Source organism: Rhodococcus sp. SJ-3 (assembly GCF_051918125.1).
Classification (GTDB): Bacteria; Actinomycetota; Actinomycetes; order Mycobacteriales; family Mycobacteriaceae; genus Rhodococcus.
Map to the genome: position 1 here is coordinate 1,540,553 of NZ_CM123306.1, position 18,124 is coordinate 1,558,676.

Annotated in this window: 17 protein-coding genes; 6 read left to right on the plus strand and 11 right to left on the minus strand. The window is 61.7% G+C overall.

What is annotated here, in order from left to right; all coding sequences use genetic code 11:
* Positions 1-30 precede the first annotated feature (30 nt).
* Genes ACTDXD_RS06870 through ACTDXD_RS06880 form a run of 3 tightly spaced genes read left to right on the plus strand, consistent with a single transcriptional unit; the run spans position 31 to position 2,106 of the window.
* Positions 31-804 (plus strand): SDR family NAD(P)-dependent oxidoreductase, encoded by a 774-nt coding sequence (locus ACTDXD_RS06870; RefSeq protein ID WP_132472178.1) that lies wholly within the window; start codon positions 31-33, stop codon positions 802-804.
* Positions 801-1,292: a nuclear transport factor 2 family protein gene (locus ACTDXD_RS06875; protein ID WP_158289162.1), complete on the plus strand. Its 492-nt coding sequence runs from the start codon at positions 801-803 to the stop codon at positions 1,290-1,292. The genes ACTDXD_RS06870 and ACTDXD_RS06875 overlap by 4 nt, the downstream gene beginning before the upstream one ends.
* A gap of 58 nt (positions 1,293-1,350) precedes the next feature.
* Entirely contained in the window at positions 1,351-2,106 is a 756-nt protein-coding gene (locus ACTDXD_RS06880; RefSeq protein ID WP_330150275.1) for an SDR family NAD(P)-dependent oxidoreductase, read from the plus strand.
* A 19-nt stretch (positions 2,107-2,125) separates the two neighbouring features.
* On the opposite strand, the gene ACTDXD_RS06885 is transcribed toward ACTDXD_RS06880, so the two are convergent.
* From ACTDXD_RS06885 to ACTDXD_RS06900, 4 genes are all read right to left on the minus strand, one after another.
* Complete coding sequence (locus ACTDXD_RS06885; RefSeq protein ID WP_330150276.1) at positions 2,126-2,890, minus strand: alpha/beta fold hydrolase; 765 nt, start codon at positions 2,888-2,890, stop codon at positions 2,126-2,128.
* 83 nt (positions 2,891-2,973) lie between these two features.
* The gene (locus ACTDXD_RS06890) at positions 2,974-3,570 is read right to left on the minus strand and encodes a carboxymuconolactone decarboxylase family protein (protein ID WP_330150277.1); all 597 of its coding nucleotides are present in this window, start codon (positions 3,568-3,570) and stop codon (positions 2,974-2,976) included.
* An 86-nt stretch (positions 3,571-3,656) separates the two neighbouring features.
* Positions 3,657-4,934, minus strand: coding sequence for an acyl-CoA dehydrogenase family protein (locus tag ACTDXD_RS06895; RefSeq protein WP_330150278.1), 1,278 nt, complete (start codon positions 4,932-4,934; stop codon positions 3,657-3,659).
* Between the two features lie 35 nt (positions 4,935-4,969).
* Positions 4,970-6,034: a phosphotransferase family protein gene (locus ACTDXD_RS06900; protein WP_132472079.1), complete on the minus strand. Its 1,065-nt coding sequence runs from the start codon at positions 6,032-6,034 to the stop codon at positions 4,970-4,972.
* A gap of 138 nt (positions 6,035-6,172) precedes the next feature.
* Here ACTDXD_RS06900 and ACTDXD_RS06905 point away from each other — a divergent pair, with 138 nt between their 5' ends.
* The 3 genes from ACTDXD_RS06905 (at position 6,173) to ACTDXD_RS06915 (ending at position 8,652) form a co-directional block, all read left to right on the plus strand.
* A complete protein-coding gene (locus ACTDXD_RS06905; protein ID WP_440127560.1) occupies positions 6,173-7,180 on the plus strand; it encodes an NADPH:quinone oxidoreductase family protein in 1,008 nt (335 codons plus the stop codon).
* Positions 7,181-7,324: 144 nt separating this feature from the next.
* Entirely contained in the window at positions 7,325-7,861 is a 537-nt protein-coding gene (locus ACTDXD_RS06910) for a cupin domain-containing protein (RefSeq protein WP_199233232.1), read from the plus strand.
* 32 nt (positions 7,862-7,893) lie between these two features.
* Positions 7,894-8,652, plus strand: a complete 759-nt coding sequence (locus tag ACTDXD_RS06915; protein WP_440126355.1) for an SDR family NAD(P)-dependent oxidoreductase — start codon at positions 7,894-7,896, stop codon at positions 8,650-8,652.
* Positions 8,653-8,809: 157 nt separating this feature from the next.
* On the opposite strand, the gene ACTDXD_RS06920 is transcribed toward ACTDXD_RS06915, so the two are convergent.
* From ACTDXD_RS06920 to ACTDXD_RS06950, 7 genes are all read right to left on the minus strand, one after another.
* Positions 8,810-10,228, minus strand: coding sequence for an ABC transporter substrate-binding protein (locus tag ACTDXD_RS06920; protein WP_440126356.1), 1,419 nt, complete (start codon positions 10,226-10,228; stop codon positions 8,810-8,812).
* Between the two features lie 257 nt (positions 10,229-10,485).
* Positions 10,486-12,186, minus strand: coding sequence for an ABC transporter substrate-binding protein (locus ACTDXD_RS06925; protein WP_440126357.1), 1,701 nt, complete (start codon positions 12,184-12,186; stop codon positions 10,486-10,488).
* Positions 12,187-12,371: 185 nt separating this feature from the next.
* Positions 12,372-13,802: an ABC transporter substrate-binding protein gene (locus ACTDXD_RS06930; protein ID WP_440126358.1), complete on the minus strand. Its 1,431-nt coding sequence runs from the start codon at positions 13,800-13,802 to the stop codon at positions 12,372-12,374.
* A 386-nt stretch (positions 13,803-14,188) separates the two neighbouring features.
* Positions 14,189-15,139 carry an ABC transporter permease gene (locus ACTDXD_RS06935; RefSeq protein WP_132472076.1) on the minus strand — a complete coding sequence of 317 codons (951 nt, stop codon included), beginning with the start codon at positions 15,137-15,139 and terminating at the stop codon, positions 14,189-14,191.
* 155 nt (positions 15,140-15,294) lie between these two features.
* On the minus strand, positions 15,295-16,128 hold the full coding sequence (locus ACTDXD_RS06940; protein WP_440126359.1) for an ATP-binding cassette domain-containing protein: 834 nt from the start codon (positions 16,126-16,128) through the stop codon (positions 15,295-15,297).
* Complete coding sequence (locus ACTDXD_RS06945; RefSeq protein ID WP_132472074.1) at positions 16,125-17,195, minus strand: ABC transporter ATP-binding protein; 1,071 nt, start codon at positions 17,193-17,195, stop codon at positions 16,125-16,127. Before ACTDXD_RS06945 ends, ACTDXD_RS06940 begins: the two co-directional genes overlap by 4 nt.
* Entirely contained in the window at positions 17,188-18,105 is a 918-nt protein-coding gene (locus tag ACTDXD_RS06950) for an ABC transporter permease (protein WP_241997152.1), read from the minus strand. The genes ACTDXD_RS06945 and ACTDXD_RS06950 overlap by 8 nt, the downstream gene beginning before the upstream one ends.
* Between the last annotated feature and the right edge of the window lie 19 nt (positions 18,106-18,124).

Below are 18,124 nucleotides of genomic sequence, written 5' to 3' on the forward strand. Positions count from 1 at the left end.
ACTCCCAGTATGAAGGACGACGCCCAACACATGGCGTCGGATCCGCAGTCGCCCTTCGATCTGTTCAGCCTCACCGGCAAGGTCGCACTCATCACCGGTGGCAGTCGCGGGATGGGCAAGGAAATGGCACTCGCCTTCGCGCGGGCCGGCGCCGACGTCGTCGTCGCCAGCCGCAAACTCGAGAACTGCGAAGCCGTGGCCGCCGAGATCGAACAGACCACCGGCCGCAACGCCCTGGCCTACGGATGTCACATGGGCCGATGGGATGAGATCGAAGGCCTGGTCGACGCCGCATACGAGCGGTTCGGGCGCATCGACATCCTCGTCAACAATGCCGGCATGTCACCGGTCTACGACGACGTCACCGACGTGACCGAGAAGATGTACGACAGCGTCCTGAATCTGAACCTCAAAGGCCCGTTCCGGCTCACCCAGCTGGTCGGAACGCGAATGAAAGCGCAAGGTTCCGGCTCGGTCATCAACGTCAGCAGCACCGGTTCGCTGCGACCGATGGGGTCGATCATCCCTTACGCCGCCGCAAAGAACGGCCTCAATGCGATGACCGAGGGCTTCGCCCAGCTCCTGGGGCCCGAAGTCCGGGTCAACACCCTCATGCCGGGGCAGTACCTCACCGATATCGCCGCGGCATGGGACATGGACCACACCAACCGGATGTCCGAGCGCCTGCACCTCAAGCGCATCGGAAATCCACACGAAATTGTCGGCGCAGCACTGTTTCTCGCAAGCGCCGCATCGAGTTACACCACCGGCGCCATCGTCCGCTCGGACGGCGGCATCCCGTGACCGACCGCGACAGGTCACTTCTCGACGAACTTGCCATCCGCAAGCTGACCGACGCCTACAGCCACGCCGTCATGCGGGGCGACGGATCTGCAGCCGCGGCATGTTATTCCGAGAACGGAATCCTCTCCGCATACAACGCGCCGGATGTCGTCGGACGAGACAGGATCGGGTCGATCCTCGACAGTACGCTGGCCCCGCTGAAATTCATGATTCTCACGTGCACGAACGGCATCGTCGAGGTCGCGGGCGACACCGCCGTGGCAAGTTGGTCCGTGTCTGAATGGCTGGCAGTCGACGACGGAGACAAGCTCAACTGCAACTTCGGTGTGTACGAGGACACCCTCGTCCGGTTGGACGAAGGGTGGCGGTTCACGCGCCGTCGGTTCCAGGTGTTCGGCCGGGGGCAGGTGCCGTTCTCCGGCAAGTTCTCTCCCCGCCCCAATCTCGAACACGACTACACGGTGCCCCGTTTCCTGGATCCGGCGTAATCGCCCCGCACTTCACGATCCGGCAGACCGTACACATCGACGGAAGGACGGACTTCCGATGAGAAGATTCGACGCCAAGGTCGCCTTCGTCACCGGCGGCGCACAGGGCTTCGGCGCAGCATTCTGCCGATCGCTCGCGGCCGAAGGCGCGGCGGTGGTGGTCGCAGACATCGATGGAACCCGCGCCGAGAATACAGCCGAGGAACTGAAAGAAGCCGGCTTCGAAGCACTGGCGGTCCATTGCGATGTGGCCGACGAGAAAACCGTTGCGCGTGCCGTGGCACGAGCAACGGAAGCGTTCGGTGGGATCGACATTCTCATCAACAACGCCGGTCTGCACCTGACCCGCTACAGCCGGCCCTTCTCGACAATGAGCCGCGAGGACGTACGAGCTCTGTTCGACGTCAACGTGTTCGGCATCGTCAACACCTCGATCGCATGCCTCGAAGCCATGCGGTCGAGGGGGGGCGGCACGGTCGTCAATATTTCGTCGATGGCAGCATACAACCCGATTACCGCGTACGGCGTGTCCAAGCTGACAGTTCGTGCCCTCACGATCGCGCTGGCCCACGACTTCGCCTCCGCGGGTATCCGATGCAATGCTATCGCCCCTGGCCTGATCGGGACGGACAGCGCTCTGGCCGATCTCCCTCAGCCATTTGTCGACTCCATCGTCGAAGACCGGCAGCTCGTGCATCGTCTCGGCCGGACCGAGGACATCGTCGCCATGATGCTCTACCTGTGCTCGGACGAGTCATCGTTCGTCACCGGCGAGACCTTCAAGGTAAGCGGAGGCACACCGCTGTGGATCTAGTCGGAGTCGTAAATCCGGTTCAGGTCTGGGAATCCCGTTTACCGGACGGCGCCGGGTAGTGCTCGACGCACTCGAGCACTACCCGGGCCAGCGCGGCAGGTTCGCTGATCATCACGTCGTGGCAGCTTTCGATCTCCACGACTTCGGAGACACCACCGAGATTGTCGATGTGCTGGCGTTGTTGTGCCGGCGGCATCGCACGATCGTGTCCGGTGAGCACCCACACCCGAGGGACTCCCTGCGGCATCGCGCTTCTGTCGACGCGTTCCGTAGCGAGCCGTGAGCTTTCCGCACACAACTCCGACAGCGTGAATTCGGTTTGCTCGTCGGTCATCCCGTTGCAGAATAGTTCTGTTGCCATTTCGCGGGGAAAGGGTTCGGTCACCCTGGACGTCACCCGCTCCCCTACCTGGCCCTGCAAGCTGCCCTGAAGATTCTCGAGGATCGACCATCGGTTCGGTGGAACGGCGGCGGCAATGAAGACCATGCTGCGCACCCGTTCGGATCCGAGTTCGGCCGCTACACCGGGAATTGTGACACCGCCCATCGAATGGGCAACCAAGACAACGTCGTCGAACTCCGCTTCGTGAATGTCCTCGAGAACAGACGCGACGCATTCGGCAATGCCCACTTCGGCGAGATCCGCAGGGTTGGTCGCACGGCCCGGCAGGTCGACCGCCAGCACAGGTAGATCCGGCTGCAGCATCTTCAGTTCATCCACTGTCCGCGACCAGCAACGGCCGGTGTGTTGTCCACCGTGCACCAGCACGATTCCTGTGCTCATACGTATCCTTCTGTCCCAAAACGCTTCACACGGATTACCATGTACGACACTGCCGTCAGATTAGGCGGAACGCGCAGCAATCGTCAATGCTCCGAATACTGCTGCCGCACACGGTGAGTAATTGGGCGATCGATCTCGGACGGGTCGAATTTCAGTACAGGTTCCGAATCGTCCAACACGTCGAGAATATGTGTCCACCGATGCGTACCGATGAAGGTGGCGCACATCTGTCCCAGTTCGACGATTTCAGCTGTTGTGAACACTTCGGCCAACTCGAGCAGGTCGTGATCACCGATCGCATGATGATCGCGGTTGAACGCATCCAAGAACTTCAGAGCGCGTCTCTCCCGTTCGGAGTATCCCGCAGACTCCAGCGGCCCGGCCATACAGGTAACGTCTTCATCGGAGATCGACGCATTCTTGCGGGACGCCGAGCACGCTCCGCACCCGTTGATCTGTGCGCTTCGGATACGCAGGAGTTCCTCCAAGCGCACATCGAGTAGCCCCTGCCGGAAGGTCAGCCGGTAGCGCTCATCGCTCGCCACCGCGTATGTCTTTGCATAAGCGTAGATCCGCAGCGGAACATCCGTCGTGTAGCGGCCCGCTTCGAGACCGGAAGCATATCGACTGCGCAGATCCGGATCGAGCTCGTCGAACGGAATCGGTTCGATCCTCGGCATTGGGCCTCCTCCAGTCTCATTCTTCCACTGTGGTTCAACCTTTGGGGCGGCGTCGTCCGCCGGGACGATGCTGATTCGGATCGACGTCACACCAATCCGAGCTTGCGTTTCGCGGCCTCTACCTTGTCGAGCAGGAACTCGGTGGGCCACGCGCCGTCCGTACCCTGTTGTCCCTTGAGCACACCACGGGCCACCTGTCGCAGGTGCACTTCAGTCGGACCATCGACGAGTCCCATAGCCGGCGCGGTAACCCACATCTTGTGCAGCGGTGTAGCGCGGGTGACGCCGAGTGCTCCGTGAACCTGAATCGACCGTTGGACGATGTCGTGCAACACCTTCGGTGTCAGGAACTTGATCGCACTGATGTCGGTGCGGCACTGCGAGTAGTCCTTGGTCTTGTCGATCAGCCAGGCTGTCTGCAGGACGAACAGGCGGAACTGCTTCAGCTGGGCGTAGGACTCCGCGATGTAGGTCTGCACGGTTTCGCGATCGGCCAGCGGTTTGCCGCGAGTCGTGCGGCTCAGCGCGCGTTCGCACATCATGTCGAGAGCTCGCTGGGCCAGGCCGACGGTGCGCATGGCGTGGTGCACACGTCCGCCTCCGAGGCGCACCTGTGCGACCTCGAAGGCACGACCCTCGTCACCGAGCAACGCGGTGGACGGCACGCGCACGTCGGCATAGTCGATGAGCGCCTCCGACCCCTCTTCTTCCGGTTCGTGGATCAGCGCGAAGTTCCGCTCGATGGTCAGACCCGGTGTATCGGTGGGTACGAGGAACATCGACATACCCTTGTGCGGGCCGGCTTCCTTGTCGGTGTAGGCCATCACGATGCAGAAAGTGGCGTAGCGGGCGTTCGACGAGAAGAACTTCCGTCCGTTGATGACCCATTCGTCGCCGTCACGGACCGCGGTGGTCTGGAAGCCGGCCACGTCCGCGCCACCCTGGGGCTCTGTCATCGAGTAGCAGGAGAAGATCTCACCGTCGAGCAGCGGTTGAAGATACTGCGCCTTCTGCTCTTCCGTACCGAAATGCGCGATGATCTCGGCGTTGCCCGTGTCGGGTGCCTGTGTTCCGAAGATTGTCGGTGCCCATGTGGAGCGACCCAGAATTTCGTTCAGCAGCGCAAGCTTCAGCTGCCCGTATCCCTGACCGCCGAGCGCCGGTTCGAGGTGACAGGCCCACAGTCCCTGCTCGCGTACGCGCTGCTTGAGCGGGTCGACGATCCTGCGGTGCTCGTCGTCGAGCGGTTTGTAGTTGTCGTACGGCCAGACGAGGTCGAGCGGCTCGACCTCGTCACGAACGAATTGAGCCACCCAGTCCAGCTTCTGCTGAAACTCGGGGTCGGTGTCGAAATCCCACGCCATGACGGCTCCTAGAGGTTGAATGTATGGATGGACGGTCAGCGCAGGGTGACCTGCCGGGACAGCGACGCCGCAAACTCCATGAGTTCGAGCACGATGGGGCCGAATCGGGCGACCCGGTCGTCGGCTTCACCCTTTGCGTGGCGAGCCACGCTCGCTTCGAGGACGAGCGCGAGCTTGAACCGCGCCAGGATCACGTAGTAGTCCACATCGGAGACATCGAGACCGCTGACAGTGGCGTAGTGCTCGAGCATCGTGTCACGGGAGGGCATGCCCTCGTAGTTGAGGTAGCGGGCGTGCTTCATCGCGTCGCCCTCGGGCCCCCAGGAGACGAGAACCCAGCCGAGGTCGAGCAGCGGGTCGCCGATCGTGGCCATCTCCCAGTCGATGATCGCTGCCAGCTTTGCGGGCTTCCCGTGGCGGAACATCACGTTGGCGAACTGGTAATCGCCGTGCATGATTCCGGGGCGGAAGCTGGTCGGCTGGTTTTTGCGCAGCCATGCGGCGGTCTCTTCGAGGCCGGGAATTTCGCGGAACTTGAATCCCGACAGGTGTGACAGCCAACGATCGACCTGGCGATCGAGGAAGCCCTCGGGCTTGCCGAAGTCTTCGAGGCCCTGTGCCTTCCAGTCGACCCGAGCCATACGGGCAGCGCCGTCGACCAGTTCGAGGCCGAGCTGGCCCTTTGCTTCGAGATCGGTGTCGAAGGGCGGGGCCCAGCCGCCGCCCATGGGGCTCCACCCATCGACGAGATCCATCATGTAGAACGGGGTGCCGATCACCGAAGTATCGGCGGTCGCCCCGCGGAGTGCGGCATGGGGAACATCGGTGCCCGCCAGTGCCTTCAGAAGCCGAGCTTCGCGCATGAGTACCTTGGCGCGACCCTCGACTGCGTAGCCGGGGGGTCGACGCAGTGCCATCTTTTCGCCGCCGCGGACGACCTCGAACAGTTCGTTCTGCGATCCGCCGGACAGCGTGCGGGCCTGTGCGAGCTCCCCGTGCCCAGGCAGACCTTCCCGGTCCATCCAGCGGCTGAGTGCCTCGACGTCGAGGGAAGTGGGCGCCAGCGCGCCCCCTGAAGTGGTGTGCGTGTCCTGGGTCATATCGAGTAATCTAATTACTCAAATGACGAAACACAATTACTAGCGAGTTTTGGATGCCGAATGCGCAGGTCGGAGCGCACGGACAGGTACGCACCGGAACCAAGGAGGCAGATAGTGAGTACGCGAATGAGCCCGATGATGCGTGCCGCACGGATCCACGAGCTCGGCAGCCCCGATGCCGTCACGATCGACACAGTCGCGAGACCGTCGCCGGCCGCACACGAACTGCTCGTGTCGGTCGAGGCCGCGGCCGTCAACTTTCCCGACACCCTCATGATCGCCGGGCGGTATCAGACGACGACACCGTTGCCATTCGTACCCGGGCACGAGTGCGCAGGGGTCGTCACCGCCGTCGGTGCCGACGTAACCGGATTCTTCCCGGGTGACCGAGTCGCCGCACTCGCACCGGGTGCCTTTGCGGAATACGTCGTTGTACCGGAATCCTCCGCAATTCCGGTCCCAGCCGGGGTAACCTCCGCCGAAGCGGCGGCCACATGGGTCTGCCACCTCACCGCATACCATGCCTTACGGTCGATCGCTCAGGTCCGATCCGGCGACCTGGTCCTCGTTCTCGGAGCGGGCGGGGGCATCGGTCTTGCCGCAGTCGAACTTGCGGTTGCCCTCGGTGCCACCGTAATCGCGGCCGCATCTACCATCGAGAAGTTGGACGCCGCCCGTGCCCGCGGAGCTCGGTATGTTGTGGACTACGCCGGAGGTGATGTGAGGGAAGGCATCCGCGCGGCCGTGGGCCCGGGAGCGCTCCAGGTGGTGGTCGACCCGGTTGGCGGCCCGTGTGCAGAACCCGCACTCCGCGAGCTCGCCTGGGGAGGCACGTACGTCACGCTCGGATATGCGAGCGGCGAGATTCCCTCCATTCCACTGAATCTCGTGCTCCTCAAAGGTGCAGTGATCAAAGGCCTCGAAATCAGAACTTTCGCCCAGCACGATCCCGTAAGCGCTGCCCGGGACCGCGCCGAGTTCACCGAACTCTGGAGCGCAGGCCGGATCCGGCCCCACATCCATGCTCGATACCCGTTGGACGACACCGCCGCGGCGATGGCCGCGGTGGCAAGCCGGCAGTCGGTCGGGAAAACCGTCATCGAGGTCATCTCGTCGGAACCGCACCGAGCCGAGGGAGATTCCTAAACAGCACTCTCCTGCAATCATTTTCGTTGACCCCACGAGATCGATCATGGTAAGCATCACGAATCCGTGCACAGCGTCTCGGTATCAGCCGAGGTTCACGAGGAACCGATCGCGAGTCAGCACACCACATCCAGGAGGACAATCATGCGCGGCGGACCTTTGATCAAACATCTCGACGACGTGCCGTGGTTCGAAGCCATGCGACTCCGTTTCGACGACGGCCACACTGCATCGATCTGGGAGAAGTGGATCGAGTACACACCCAGATACTTGGTGTTCTACAACGTTTGGGAACCCGGAGCGCTCGCGCCGTACCATGGGCATCATGGTGATCATACGATCTTCGTCTTGAAGGGCGAACTGATCGACGGCGACGGAAATCGCTACGGCACCGGCACCCACATGATGCTGGACTGGGGCGACATGTTCGGGCCATGGGAGGCAGGTGCCGAGGGCGCTGTTCTCTACTGCGTCATCATGGGCACCGGCAAGTTCTTCGGCGGCGACCTCGAAGGCTGGCACAAGCTTCTGGAGAAGAAAGGTGCTGTCAGCGAGGACCTCCCCCGCCCTCCCATCCCGCCGTTCGCGGACAGTGGCATCAGCGACCCTGCATTGAAGCTGGGGCGCGCCGAAGGTAGCTCGGTCACCGACTGCCGCGATCCGGGCAAAGTGTCGATGTGAGCTACATATACGTAGCAGACCGCCGAGGAGAAATGATGCGATTCGAAGGCAAGGTAGCGATCGTCACGGGCGCGGGAAGCGGCATCGGCGAGGCCTGTGCACAGACGCTCGCCGCCCAGGGAGCAGCGGTGGTGATCGCGGACGTCTCCGAACCGGGCGGCAATCGAGTAGCGGACGAGATCACGGGAGCAGGAGGCCGGGCGGTCTTCTGCCACACAGACGTATCCGAGGAATCCGATGTCGCAAACATGATCCGCGTCGCGATCGACTCGTTCGGCGGGCTGCATCTCGCCGTCAACAACGCCGGATTCTCGCACCCGCAGGCACGGCTGCACGAGATTGCCCCCGCGGATTTCGATACAGCGGCGAATGTCACCCTGCGAGGTACTTTTCTCTGCATGCGCGCAGAACTCGGGCACTTTGTCGAACACGGAACAGGCGCAATCGTCAACGTCAGTTCCTGCTCCGGCCTGAAATCGGCAACCCGGATGGCCGGCTATTCCGCATCGAAGCACGGAGTCATCGGACTGACGCGTACTGCTGCAATCGACTACGCGAGCGAAGGAATACGGATAAACTCCGTCGCGCCTGCAACGATCGCAACACCCAAGATCCTGTCGTACCCCACCGAATTACAGGCACAGTGGGCCTCGCTCATCCCCATGGGACGGATGGGTACGCCCCGAGAAGTCGCCGATCTCGTGACATTCCTGCTGTCGGACGAGGCTTCGTTCATCACCGGAAGCACCTATGAGCTGGACGGTGGAATGATGCAGGCCCTGCCCGCGTAACGACACCGAACGCACAGTGCCCGCCCGGAGGGGGGCGGGCACTGTCCCATCAGGGTGGACGGTCAGCTGCTATGCAGGCGATTCGTCCACACGTCGGGCGGTTCGCTCAGGTGATCGTCGACCGGGATCACGCGCATACGGGTCTCCCGACCACTGCTCACGACGTCACGCCGGCGTACCGGACGTCGAAGATACTCGTGAAATCGGCGTGGCCGAGTGAGTCCATCCCGACTGTGTCTGACGTGTAGGCGACCATCGTCGGTGAACCGCACAGAAAGACGCTGTACGCCTCTTCCGCAGCCGTTCCCGAAGCGGTCTCGTAGAGCGCGGTACGCTCGTCATCCGACAACGACGGATCCAACGACCGCACCACCGTGTCGGCGAAATCCTGCGATGGCGGGGTCGGGAATCGGAAGTCCGCCAAATAGTTCGTCAGCAGAGTCTGGCCGGGAGTCGGCGCCGACAGAAAGATGTTCAGCAGTCCGTAGCCACCGGTTCGGAAAGTTGCCTGCGCGTCCACGGCCGGGATCGGAGCCAGCTGCACGTCCACTCCGACGTCACGCAACTGAGCCTGCACAGCCGTCGCCATCTCCTGTTGCGGCGAGGCACCGGCCACGTAGATGATGCGGATCGGCAGGTTGTCGCGCGCCCCCGATTCCTCGAGCAGTTGCCGGGCGCGCTCCGGATCGTACGGATACAGGTTCGCCGCGCCGGCGTCGTGGCCGTCGAGACCCACCGGGAGCGGTTGGGTGAGCGGTGGGCACCTGTCGTTCAGCAGGGCATTGTTGATGGACTCACGATCGATCGCATAGTTCAACGCCTGACGCACCCTCTTGTCTTCGAGACCCGGGATACCGATGTCGAGATACAGCACATACGACTGGACGATCGGGTACTCGTGTAATTCGAAGCCCGGTTGCGTAACCACCGACTGCAACTCGTCGTATTGATCCGGATCGACCTTGATCGCGTCGACCTGGCCCGATCGGAACGCATTCAGACGGGAGTTGTCGTCGGGTAGGCCTATCAATTCCAATCTGACGGGCTTCTGCGCCTCCGAGTCCCAGTACCCTTCGTGGCGCACATAGGTGATCCGGTCACCTGGCCGCACCTGGTCGAACTCGTATGGTCCCGACCCCGCGCTCTCCTTCGAGATGTCCAGTCCGCTCGCCATCGCGTCCACATCGACAATTGCCGACTCCGTGGTCGCGAGAACCGACAACAAGTCCAACGCTGGACGACTCGTTGTGATGCGCACGGTACGGTCGTCGACTACCTGTACGGATTCCACCATGTCGAAGCGACCGGCAACCCTCGACTGTTGTGGATCACGCGCGCGCTCGAGGCTCCCGACAACTGCATCTGCATCGACGGGGTTACCCGAGTGAAAGACGGCATCGTCTCTGAGCCGGAAGTCCACCGACCGGCCGTCCTCCGCGAAAGTCCATTCCTCCGCCAGCATCGGCACGATCTCCGGACCGGAAATCACCTGAGTGAGGCGGTCGTAGACCGGCGAAAGAAATGGGTAGTCGACTGTGTAGTTGCCTGATTGGTGCGGATCCAGATTATTCGGCACGACGTTCCCCGCCACCCGAAGAGTTCCCTCTCGGTTCACCTCCCGCGAACCAATATCCTGGGCAGATGTACCGCATGCAGCCAGCAAAAGCATTGCAGCGATCAGTGCAGTGAGGACCGAAACACCGGGTGCTCCGGTGCCGAATCCGGTCTTGCGAGCGAACAGCGGCATAAGCCTGAACCTCCGAGTCGGGAACCGATTTCGACTACGCGGTAGTCCGTCCACGCGTGCGCCGGCGGACAACCCTCGCCTGTCGGTCAGGAAGTGATACCCATGTACCGGGTGTCGACGATGCCGACAAAGTCTGCCTGGGCACCTTCGTCCGCTCCGACGACCTTGTCCGTGAAAGCTACCTGAGTCGGGATACCGCACACGAACAGATCGTAGGCTTCCTCGGAAGCAATCGTGGATGCCATGGTATACAGTTCGGTCCGCTCTGCGTCACCGATGTTCGGATCGAACGCCTTGTCAACCGTATCCTGGAACTCTTGCGAAGGTGGTGTCGGGAAACGAACTTTCGTCAGATAGTTCGTCTGCAGAGTCTGAGCCGGGGTCGGGTAGGCCAGCCGTGGATTGATCAGCGCGTAGCCGCCCTCACCCATACGAATCTGTGCCTCCTCATTCGGCAGCGGAATGATCTCGACCTTCACACCGACCTCCGCGAGCTGTGCCTGGATCGCGGTGGCCATTTCCGCCTGCGGCGACAGACCCGACACCGTGATCAACCGGAGGGTTATATCCTTCGCGCCGGCCTCTTCGAGCAGCCGGCGCGTCTCCTCCGGATCGAAAGTGTATGCGTCCTGAAGAGATTCGCTGTGACCGTCGACGCCTTCCGGAATCGGCTGATAGACGGGCTGGCACTGGTTCTGTAACAGGGCCGAGTTGATGCCTTCACGGTCGATGGCAAAGTTCAGCGCCCTTCGAACTTTCGGATCCTGCAGTTCTGGCTGGCCGATGTCGATCTGGACCGCGTAGAACTGGGCGACCGGGTAGGTGTGCATGTCGTACTGGGGCTGCGAGAGCAGCGGTTGCAGGTCGTCGGTCTGGCCCGCCTTGGCGAGCATCACATCGACCTGACCACTCCGGAACGCATTCAGGCGCGCGTTGTCGTCTGTTAGTCCCATGATCTCCAGCGTTGCGGCTTTCTGCGCTTCCGGATCCCAGTATCCGTCGTAGCGCTTGTAGACGATACGGTCGCCACGCCGGATCTGTTCCGGGACATACGGACCCGAACCCGCCATCTCGACCGAAAGATCGACCTCATTGTCCAATGCGACAGGATTGATGATCGCGGCCGTGGTGCTGGACAGGACTGCGGGCAGATCGACTGCGGGGCGATTGGCTACCACCCGAACAGTTCGATCATCGATTTCTTGAACGTCGGTCACCATCACCAAGGACGGCGCGGACCTGGCCTGCTGCGGATCACGGGCCCTGTTCAGGCTCTTGACCACCGCAGCAGCATTCACCCGAGTGCCATCGTGGAAAGTCGCATCGGTGCGCAGAGTGAAGTCGACAGAAGTCCCGTCCTCCGAGTACTCCCACGACTCGGCCAACATCGGCGCAACTTCGGGGCCTGAGACAATCACCGTCAATCGGTCGTACACGGGCGCCAGATAGTTGAAATCGACCTGGTAATTGCTTGACTGATGGGGGTCCAGATTCGCAGGTGCCACCGTCCATGCCATCCGCAGAGTTGCGTTGCGGTCGATCGCGCCGGTCGAGGCGTCCGAACCGGCCGCGCCACTGCCCCCGCACGCGGTAGCGACCACAGCCACAGTCAACGCGCTGGCTAAGGCTATTACTCTGACAGACAATCCATTCCGGATTCTCATTCCACACGTCTCTCTCTCGGCGAACTGGGTGGTGTCGAGAAGCGCTATCCCAGGATGCAGAGTCCCAGCTCTGCTGAAGGACCCGATCGACCGCGCTGCAACAACATTAGTGATCACAATCACATGACGCAAGACTAGTAATGTAATTACTCACGACAAGCCATTTCGACCGGGTGCTTGCCGCGCTCCCAGTCTCGCGACTCGACAACCCGCAGATCACCGATGCACCCATCCGATGATCGAGATCTCTAGACAGAAGCTGGGACCCGGCCGCGCCTGTACGCATCCGGGTCCCCGTCAATTCTCGGTCAGGAAGCGATTCCCATATAACGGGGATCGACGATGCCGACGAAGTCGGCCTGCCCGCCCTCCTCCACTCCGACGACCTTATTCGTGAAGGCCACCTGAGTCGGGACACCACACACGAACAGATCGTAGGCGTCTTCGGAGGCGATGGTGGAGGCCGTGGAATACAGCTCGGTCCGCTCGGCATCGCTGATATTCGGATCGAACGACTTGACGACGGCATCCTGGAACTCCTGCGACGGCGGTGTCGGGAAACGCAGTTCCGTCAGGTAGTTCGTCTGAAGAGTCTGAGCCGGCGTGGGATACGCCAACCGCGGGTTGAGGAGCGCGTAACCGCCCTCGCCCATGCGAAGCTGTGCGTCGGCGGTCGGCAGGGGCACGATCTCAACCTTCGCCCCAACCTCCGCGAGCTGTGCCTGGATAGCCGTGGCCATCTCCTGCTGCGGCGACAGACCCGCCACCGTGATCAACCGGAGGGTGATGTCGTCTGCGCCTGCCTCCTCGAGCAGTCGACGAGCCTCCGTCGGATCGTAGGCGTATGCCTCGCCCAACGACCCGTTGTGACCGTCCACGCCTTCCGGAATCGGCTGGTAGACCGGAGCGCATTGGCCGTTCAACAGTCCGGCGTTGATGCCCTCGCGGTCGATCGCAAAGTTCAGCGCCCGTCGAACCTTCGGATCCTGCAGTTCCGGCTGACCGATGTCGAGCTGGACCGCATAAAATTGCGAGACCGGGTACGCGTACATGTCGTACTGGGACTGCGAGATCAGCGGTTGCAGGTCGTCGGTCTGGCCCGCCTTGGCGAGCATCACATCGATCTGACCACTCCGGAACGCATTCAGACGCGCGTTGTCGTCACCGATGCCGATAATCTCCAGCGTTGCGGCTTTCTGCGCTTCCGGATCCCAGTATCCGTCGTAGCGTTTGAAGACGATACGGTCGCCGCGCCGGATCTGTTCCGGGACATACGGACCCGAACCCGCCATCTCGACCGAAAGATCGACCTCATTGTCCAATGCGACAGGATTGATGATCGCGGCCGTGGTACTGGACAGGACTGCGGGCAGATCGACTGCGGGGCGATTGGCCACCACCCGAACAGTTCGATCATCGATTTCTTGAACGTCAGTCACCATCGCCAGGGTGTTGGCCGATTTGGCCTGCTGCGGATCACGGGCTCTGCTCAGGCTCTTGACCACCGCAGCAGCATTCACCGGAGTGCCATCATGGAAGGTCGCATCGGTGCGCAGAGTGAAGTCGACGGAAGTACCATCCGCCGAGTACTCCCACGACTCTGCCAGCATCGGCTCCACCGAGGGACCCGCGACCACAACGGTCAAGCGGTCGTACACAGGAGACAGATAGTTGAAATCAACTTGGTAGTTCCCGGATTGGTGTGGATCCAGGTTGCCCGGAGCCAGCGTCCATGCCATCCGCAGGGTCGCATTGCGATCAAGGTCGCCGGCCGATGCTGTCGAAGTGGTCTCTCCACTTCCACCGCAGGCGGTAACTGTCACGGCCAAAGCGACTGCGCCGACAAGCGCTTTCGCCCTAGCAGACAATCCATTTCGGATTCTCATGTCCACAGGTCTCTCTTTCGATGAACAGGGCGTCGGACTTCGATTGCGCGGCAAGGGTACGAGTCCCCGAGCGACCGGACAACCCGATCGCGCGCACATCCCAACGATGGTGGTGCGAAAAGACTACGCAGAATCAATAACGCAATTAATAACTCGGGTACAGCGTTGCTCCGTGCCCGGTCAAGAGTCGAATACGGAAATGCACGGACCTGATAAGATCTCGGCGACCCGGATCCGAACTAGGTGCGAATCTTAGGATTCAAGTATCCGTAGGACATATCGACGAGCAAGTTACAGACGAGCACGACAATCGCGCTCACAATCACCACACCCTGCACCATCGGCAGGTCTCGCTGGATCACAGCGGTGTAGCCAAGCATCCCCAGTCCCGAGATCGCAAAGACAAATTCGACTGTCACGGCGCCACCGAGTATGCGCCCCATCTGCAGCCCGAGAACGGTCACGATGGACACCGCAGAATTCTTCATGGTGTGTTTCCACAACACCGACTGTTCGCCCAAGCCCTTGGCTCGGGCCGTCCGAACATAGTCCTTGGACAGCGTATCGACGATCGATCCCCGGGTCTGACGGGCCATTTCAGCGGCCGAGACCGCCGCCAACGCAAGTCCGGGGAGGATCAGATGACGCGACCACTCAATGAATCCACCTTCGGCCAAGGACACGTATCCGGTAGCGGGCAACCATGCTCGGGTGATCGCGAACGTGATCACCAGGACCAACCCCAGCACGAAGGGTGGCACGGACATCAACAGGGAAGCCAGGGTCGTGACGAAGCGGTCCACCAACGAACCCTGACGTACCGCCGCCCACACCCCCAACGGAATACCGATGACAATCGTCAACACGATCGCCCACAGCGCCAGGGATGCCGTCGGCCAGATCCGTTCCATCAGAGCGTCTGTTACGGCCTGTCCACTGTAGAGCGAAGTTCCGAGATCGCCGGTCACCGCATCCAAGACCCAATCCACGTAACGGACGATCATGGGCGAATCGAGATTCAGGTTCTCCCGGACCATTGCGATCTGCTCCGGGCTCGCACCCTCGCCGGCGATACGCGCGGCAGGGTCGGTCCCGCGGTTCGCGAATTCGAGTAGAACGAATGACAGAAATGCGACAAGCAGGAGCAGCGGAATCGCTGCAAAGATTCGACTGACGACGAGTTTCAACACGACCGGACTCCTCGGGATTGGGAAGGTATGTCAGGCGCCGGTTTTGCCGACGTACCAAGACCAACGATGTGCACCGTTGACACTTTCATTCGTTTCGATTCGATAGTGCTCGTTTTGCGCCCGACACACCACGCCTCATAGGTAGATCAGTCGGCTCAGGCACTCGGCGTGGCGACCGCCTTGCGAGTCGCTCGCCGACGGGGATTCATGACGGGCATCGCGGACAACAGTTCCTTGGTATATGTCTCTCGGGGGTCGTCGAAAATCTGCTCAGTAGGCCCTGATTCGACAATCTCACCACGGCGCATCACCGTCACGTCGTGAGCGAACATCTTTACCAGAGCGAGGTCGTGGGAGATGAACAGATAGCTGATCTCGCGCTCCGACTGAAGATCCTGCAGGAGGTTCAGAACCTGGGCCTGGATGGATACATCAAGGGCCGCGACCGGTTCGTCGCACACAATGAGCTCGGGCTCGGTTGCGAGCGCACGCGCGATCGCGATTCGTTGCAATTGGCCGCCGGAGAACTCGTGCGGATACTTCTCGATCTGGTCCTGACGCAGACCTACGCGTTCGAGCAACTCTGCCACTTTCTGCTCACGTTCACCACGGTTGAGAGAGGTGTGCAGGACCAGCGGCTCAGCAACCGACTCACCGATCAACATGCGTGGATCGAGCGAGTTGAACGGGTCCTGGAAGATCATGGTTGCGCGACGGCGGAGCTTCCGCGCTTGTGCTGCAGAAATTTCCAGTATGTTGTCACCGAACAGGCGTATCGATCCTTCGTCGGGGACAGCGAGTCGCAACACCATGCGTCCGACGGTGGACTTGCCCGCGCCGGATTCACCGACAATGGCTCGGGTGCGGCCCTTCTCCAAGGTGAACGACACATCCTTGACGGCATGCGTCCGCTCCGCTGGCAAGCCGAAGATGTTGCGTTTCTTGACGAAGGACTTCATCAGCCCCTCGACTTCGAGGATCGGATTCATTCCACGATTCCTTCCAGACTCAGCTCGTCGGCGCGAACACACCGCACCAAGTGATCACCGGGACCGCCGAGTGCAACCTGGCCCTGATCACACCTGCCATCCTGTGCGTAGCTGCAACGCGGATGGAAGCGGCACCCGCTTGGCCAATCCCACGGTGCAGGCACGGTTCCTGGAATTGCATGCAGTCGTTCTGCACGAATCTGCGCATCGGGCGTAGACGCTAGAAGTCCCTCGGTATACGGGTGCTGTGGATCGTAGAAGAGCCCTTCCGCGTCGGTCATCTCCATCACCTGGCCGCCGTAGAGCACCGCGACACGATCGCAGGTCTCGGCGACCACTCCCAGATCGTGGGTGATGAACAGGACGCCGAGTCCCATCCGGTCCTGGAGCTCAGTGAGGAGCGCGAGAACCTGTGCCTGCACAGTGACGTCGAGCGCAGTGGTCGGTTCGTCCGCGATCAGGACTACGGGCTCACATGCCAATGCCATCGCGAGCATGACACGCTGGCACATACCGCCGCTGAACTGGTGAGGATAATCGTCTGCGCGCTTGTCCGGTTGCCGGATTCCCACCAAGTCCAGCATTTCGACCGCACGTGCCCACGCCTCCTTACGGGAGGAATCGGTACGATGTCTCCGCACGACCTCGGCGATCTGGTCGCCCACCGTGAAGGCGGGGTTGAGGCACCGACGAGGTTCCTGGAAGATCATTCCGATCGACTTGCCGCGCAGTCGGTTCATTTCTCGTGCGGGCAGACCGACCAACTCCTGACCCGCGAGCTTGACGGAACCCGTGACCTTCACCCGAGGACCGGTGAGCAGCCCCATCACCGCGAGCGAGGTAACGGTCTTTCCTGAGCCCGACTCTCCGACGAGGCCCAAGGTTTCCCCGCGATTGAGCGTCAAATTCACATTGTCGACAACCCTGGACCAGCCATGGGGAGTGTTGAAGTCGACGCAAAGATCTCGTACCTCGAGGACAGTGTCCCCGAGTCCGATGTTCCCCGCGGCGCCTTCTGCCGCATCGAGCAGGGCGGTGTTGCCTGTATCTTTCGTCTGATCAGCCATTGGCTCCACGTCCTTCGAAGGCGTCTCGCATGCCGTCGCCGAAGGTCGACAACGCGAGGACGGTCAGTACGATCGCCATTGTGGGCACGATCATGAAGCTCGGCGAGACGCTGACGTTCTGGAATGCGTCCTGCAGCATGGAACCCCAGCTGGCCTGCGGAGACTCGACGCCCAGTCCTAGGAAGCTCAGGCTCGCTTCGACGATGATGATGATACCGGCGCCGAAGGTTACCTGAATCATCAGCGCGGAACTGGCATTCGGCAGTACATGTCGCCAGAGGAGCCGGAAGTTCGAGCACCCCACGCTTCGGCATGCCTCGATATAGGACTCTCCGCTCACCGCTTGCGCTTCGGATCGAGAGATTCGGAACAGTCGGGGTGCGAGGAGCATACCGACCGCGATCATCGCGTTGGTCAAGCCGGGCCCGAGCACACCGACGACCGCTAACGCCAGGATCAACGGAGGCAGTGCGAGCAGGGCCTCCGCAATGCGGCTGAGAACCGCATCGACCGGCCCACCGACCAACCCTGCCAGCAAACCCAGCGGAATGCCGACAACGGCAGCGAGCGCCATCGCCTGCACAATAGCCAGGACCACGACCTGCGTTGCATCGATCAGGCGGCTGTATACGTCCCGCCCGTAGCCGTCGGTGCCGAGCCAGTGTTCTCCGGTAGGGCCCTGCAACCGATCTCCCAGAGCCTGCGCGTTGGGGTCGTGCGTCATCAGTAGTGAACCGAAGACCGCTACGAGGACCAGTAGAACCAGGAAGGCCAGCGACACCATCGCAGCCCGATTCGTACGAAGCGCACGCCACTTGCGGCCCCCTCGGAAACGCTTGCCGCGCGGTTCCTTCACCGCAACCGGCGGCGGTGGTATCGCACCTGCGGGGATTGGTTCGGATATCGACATTTCCGGTCTCCTGAGTAGA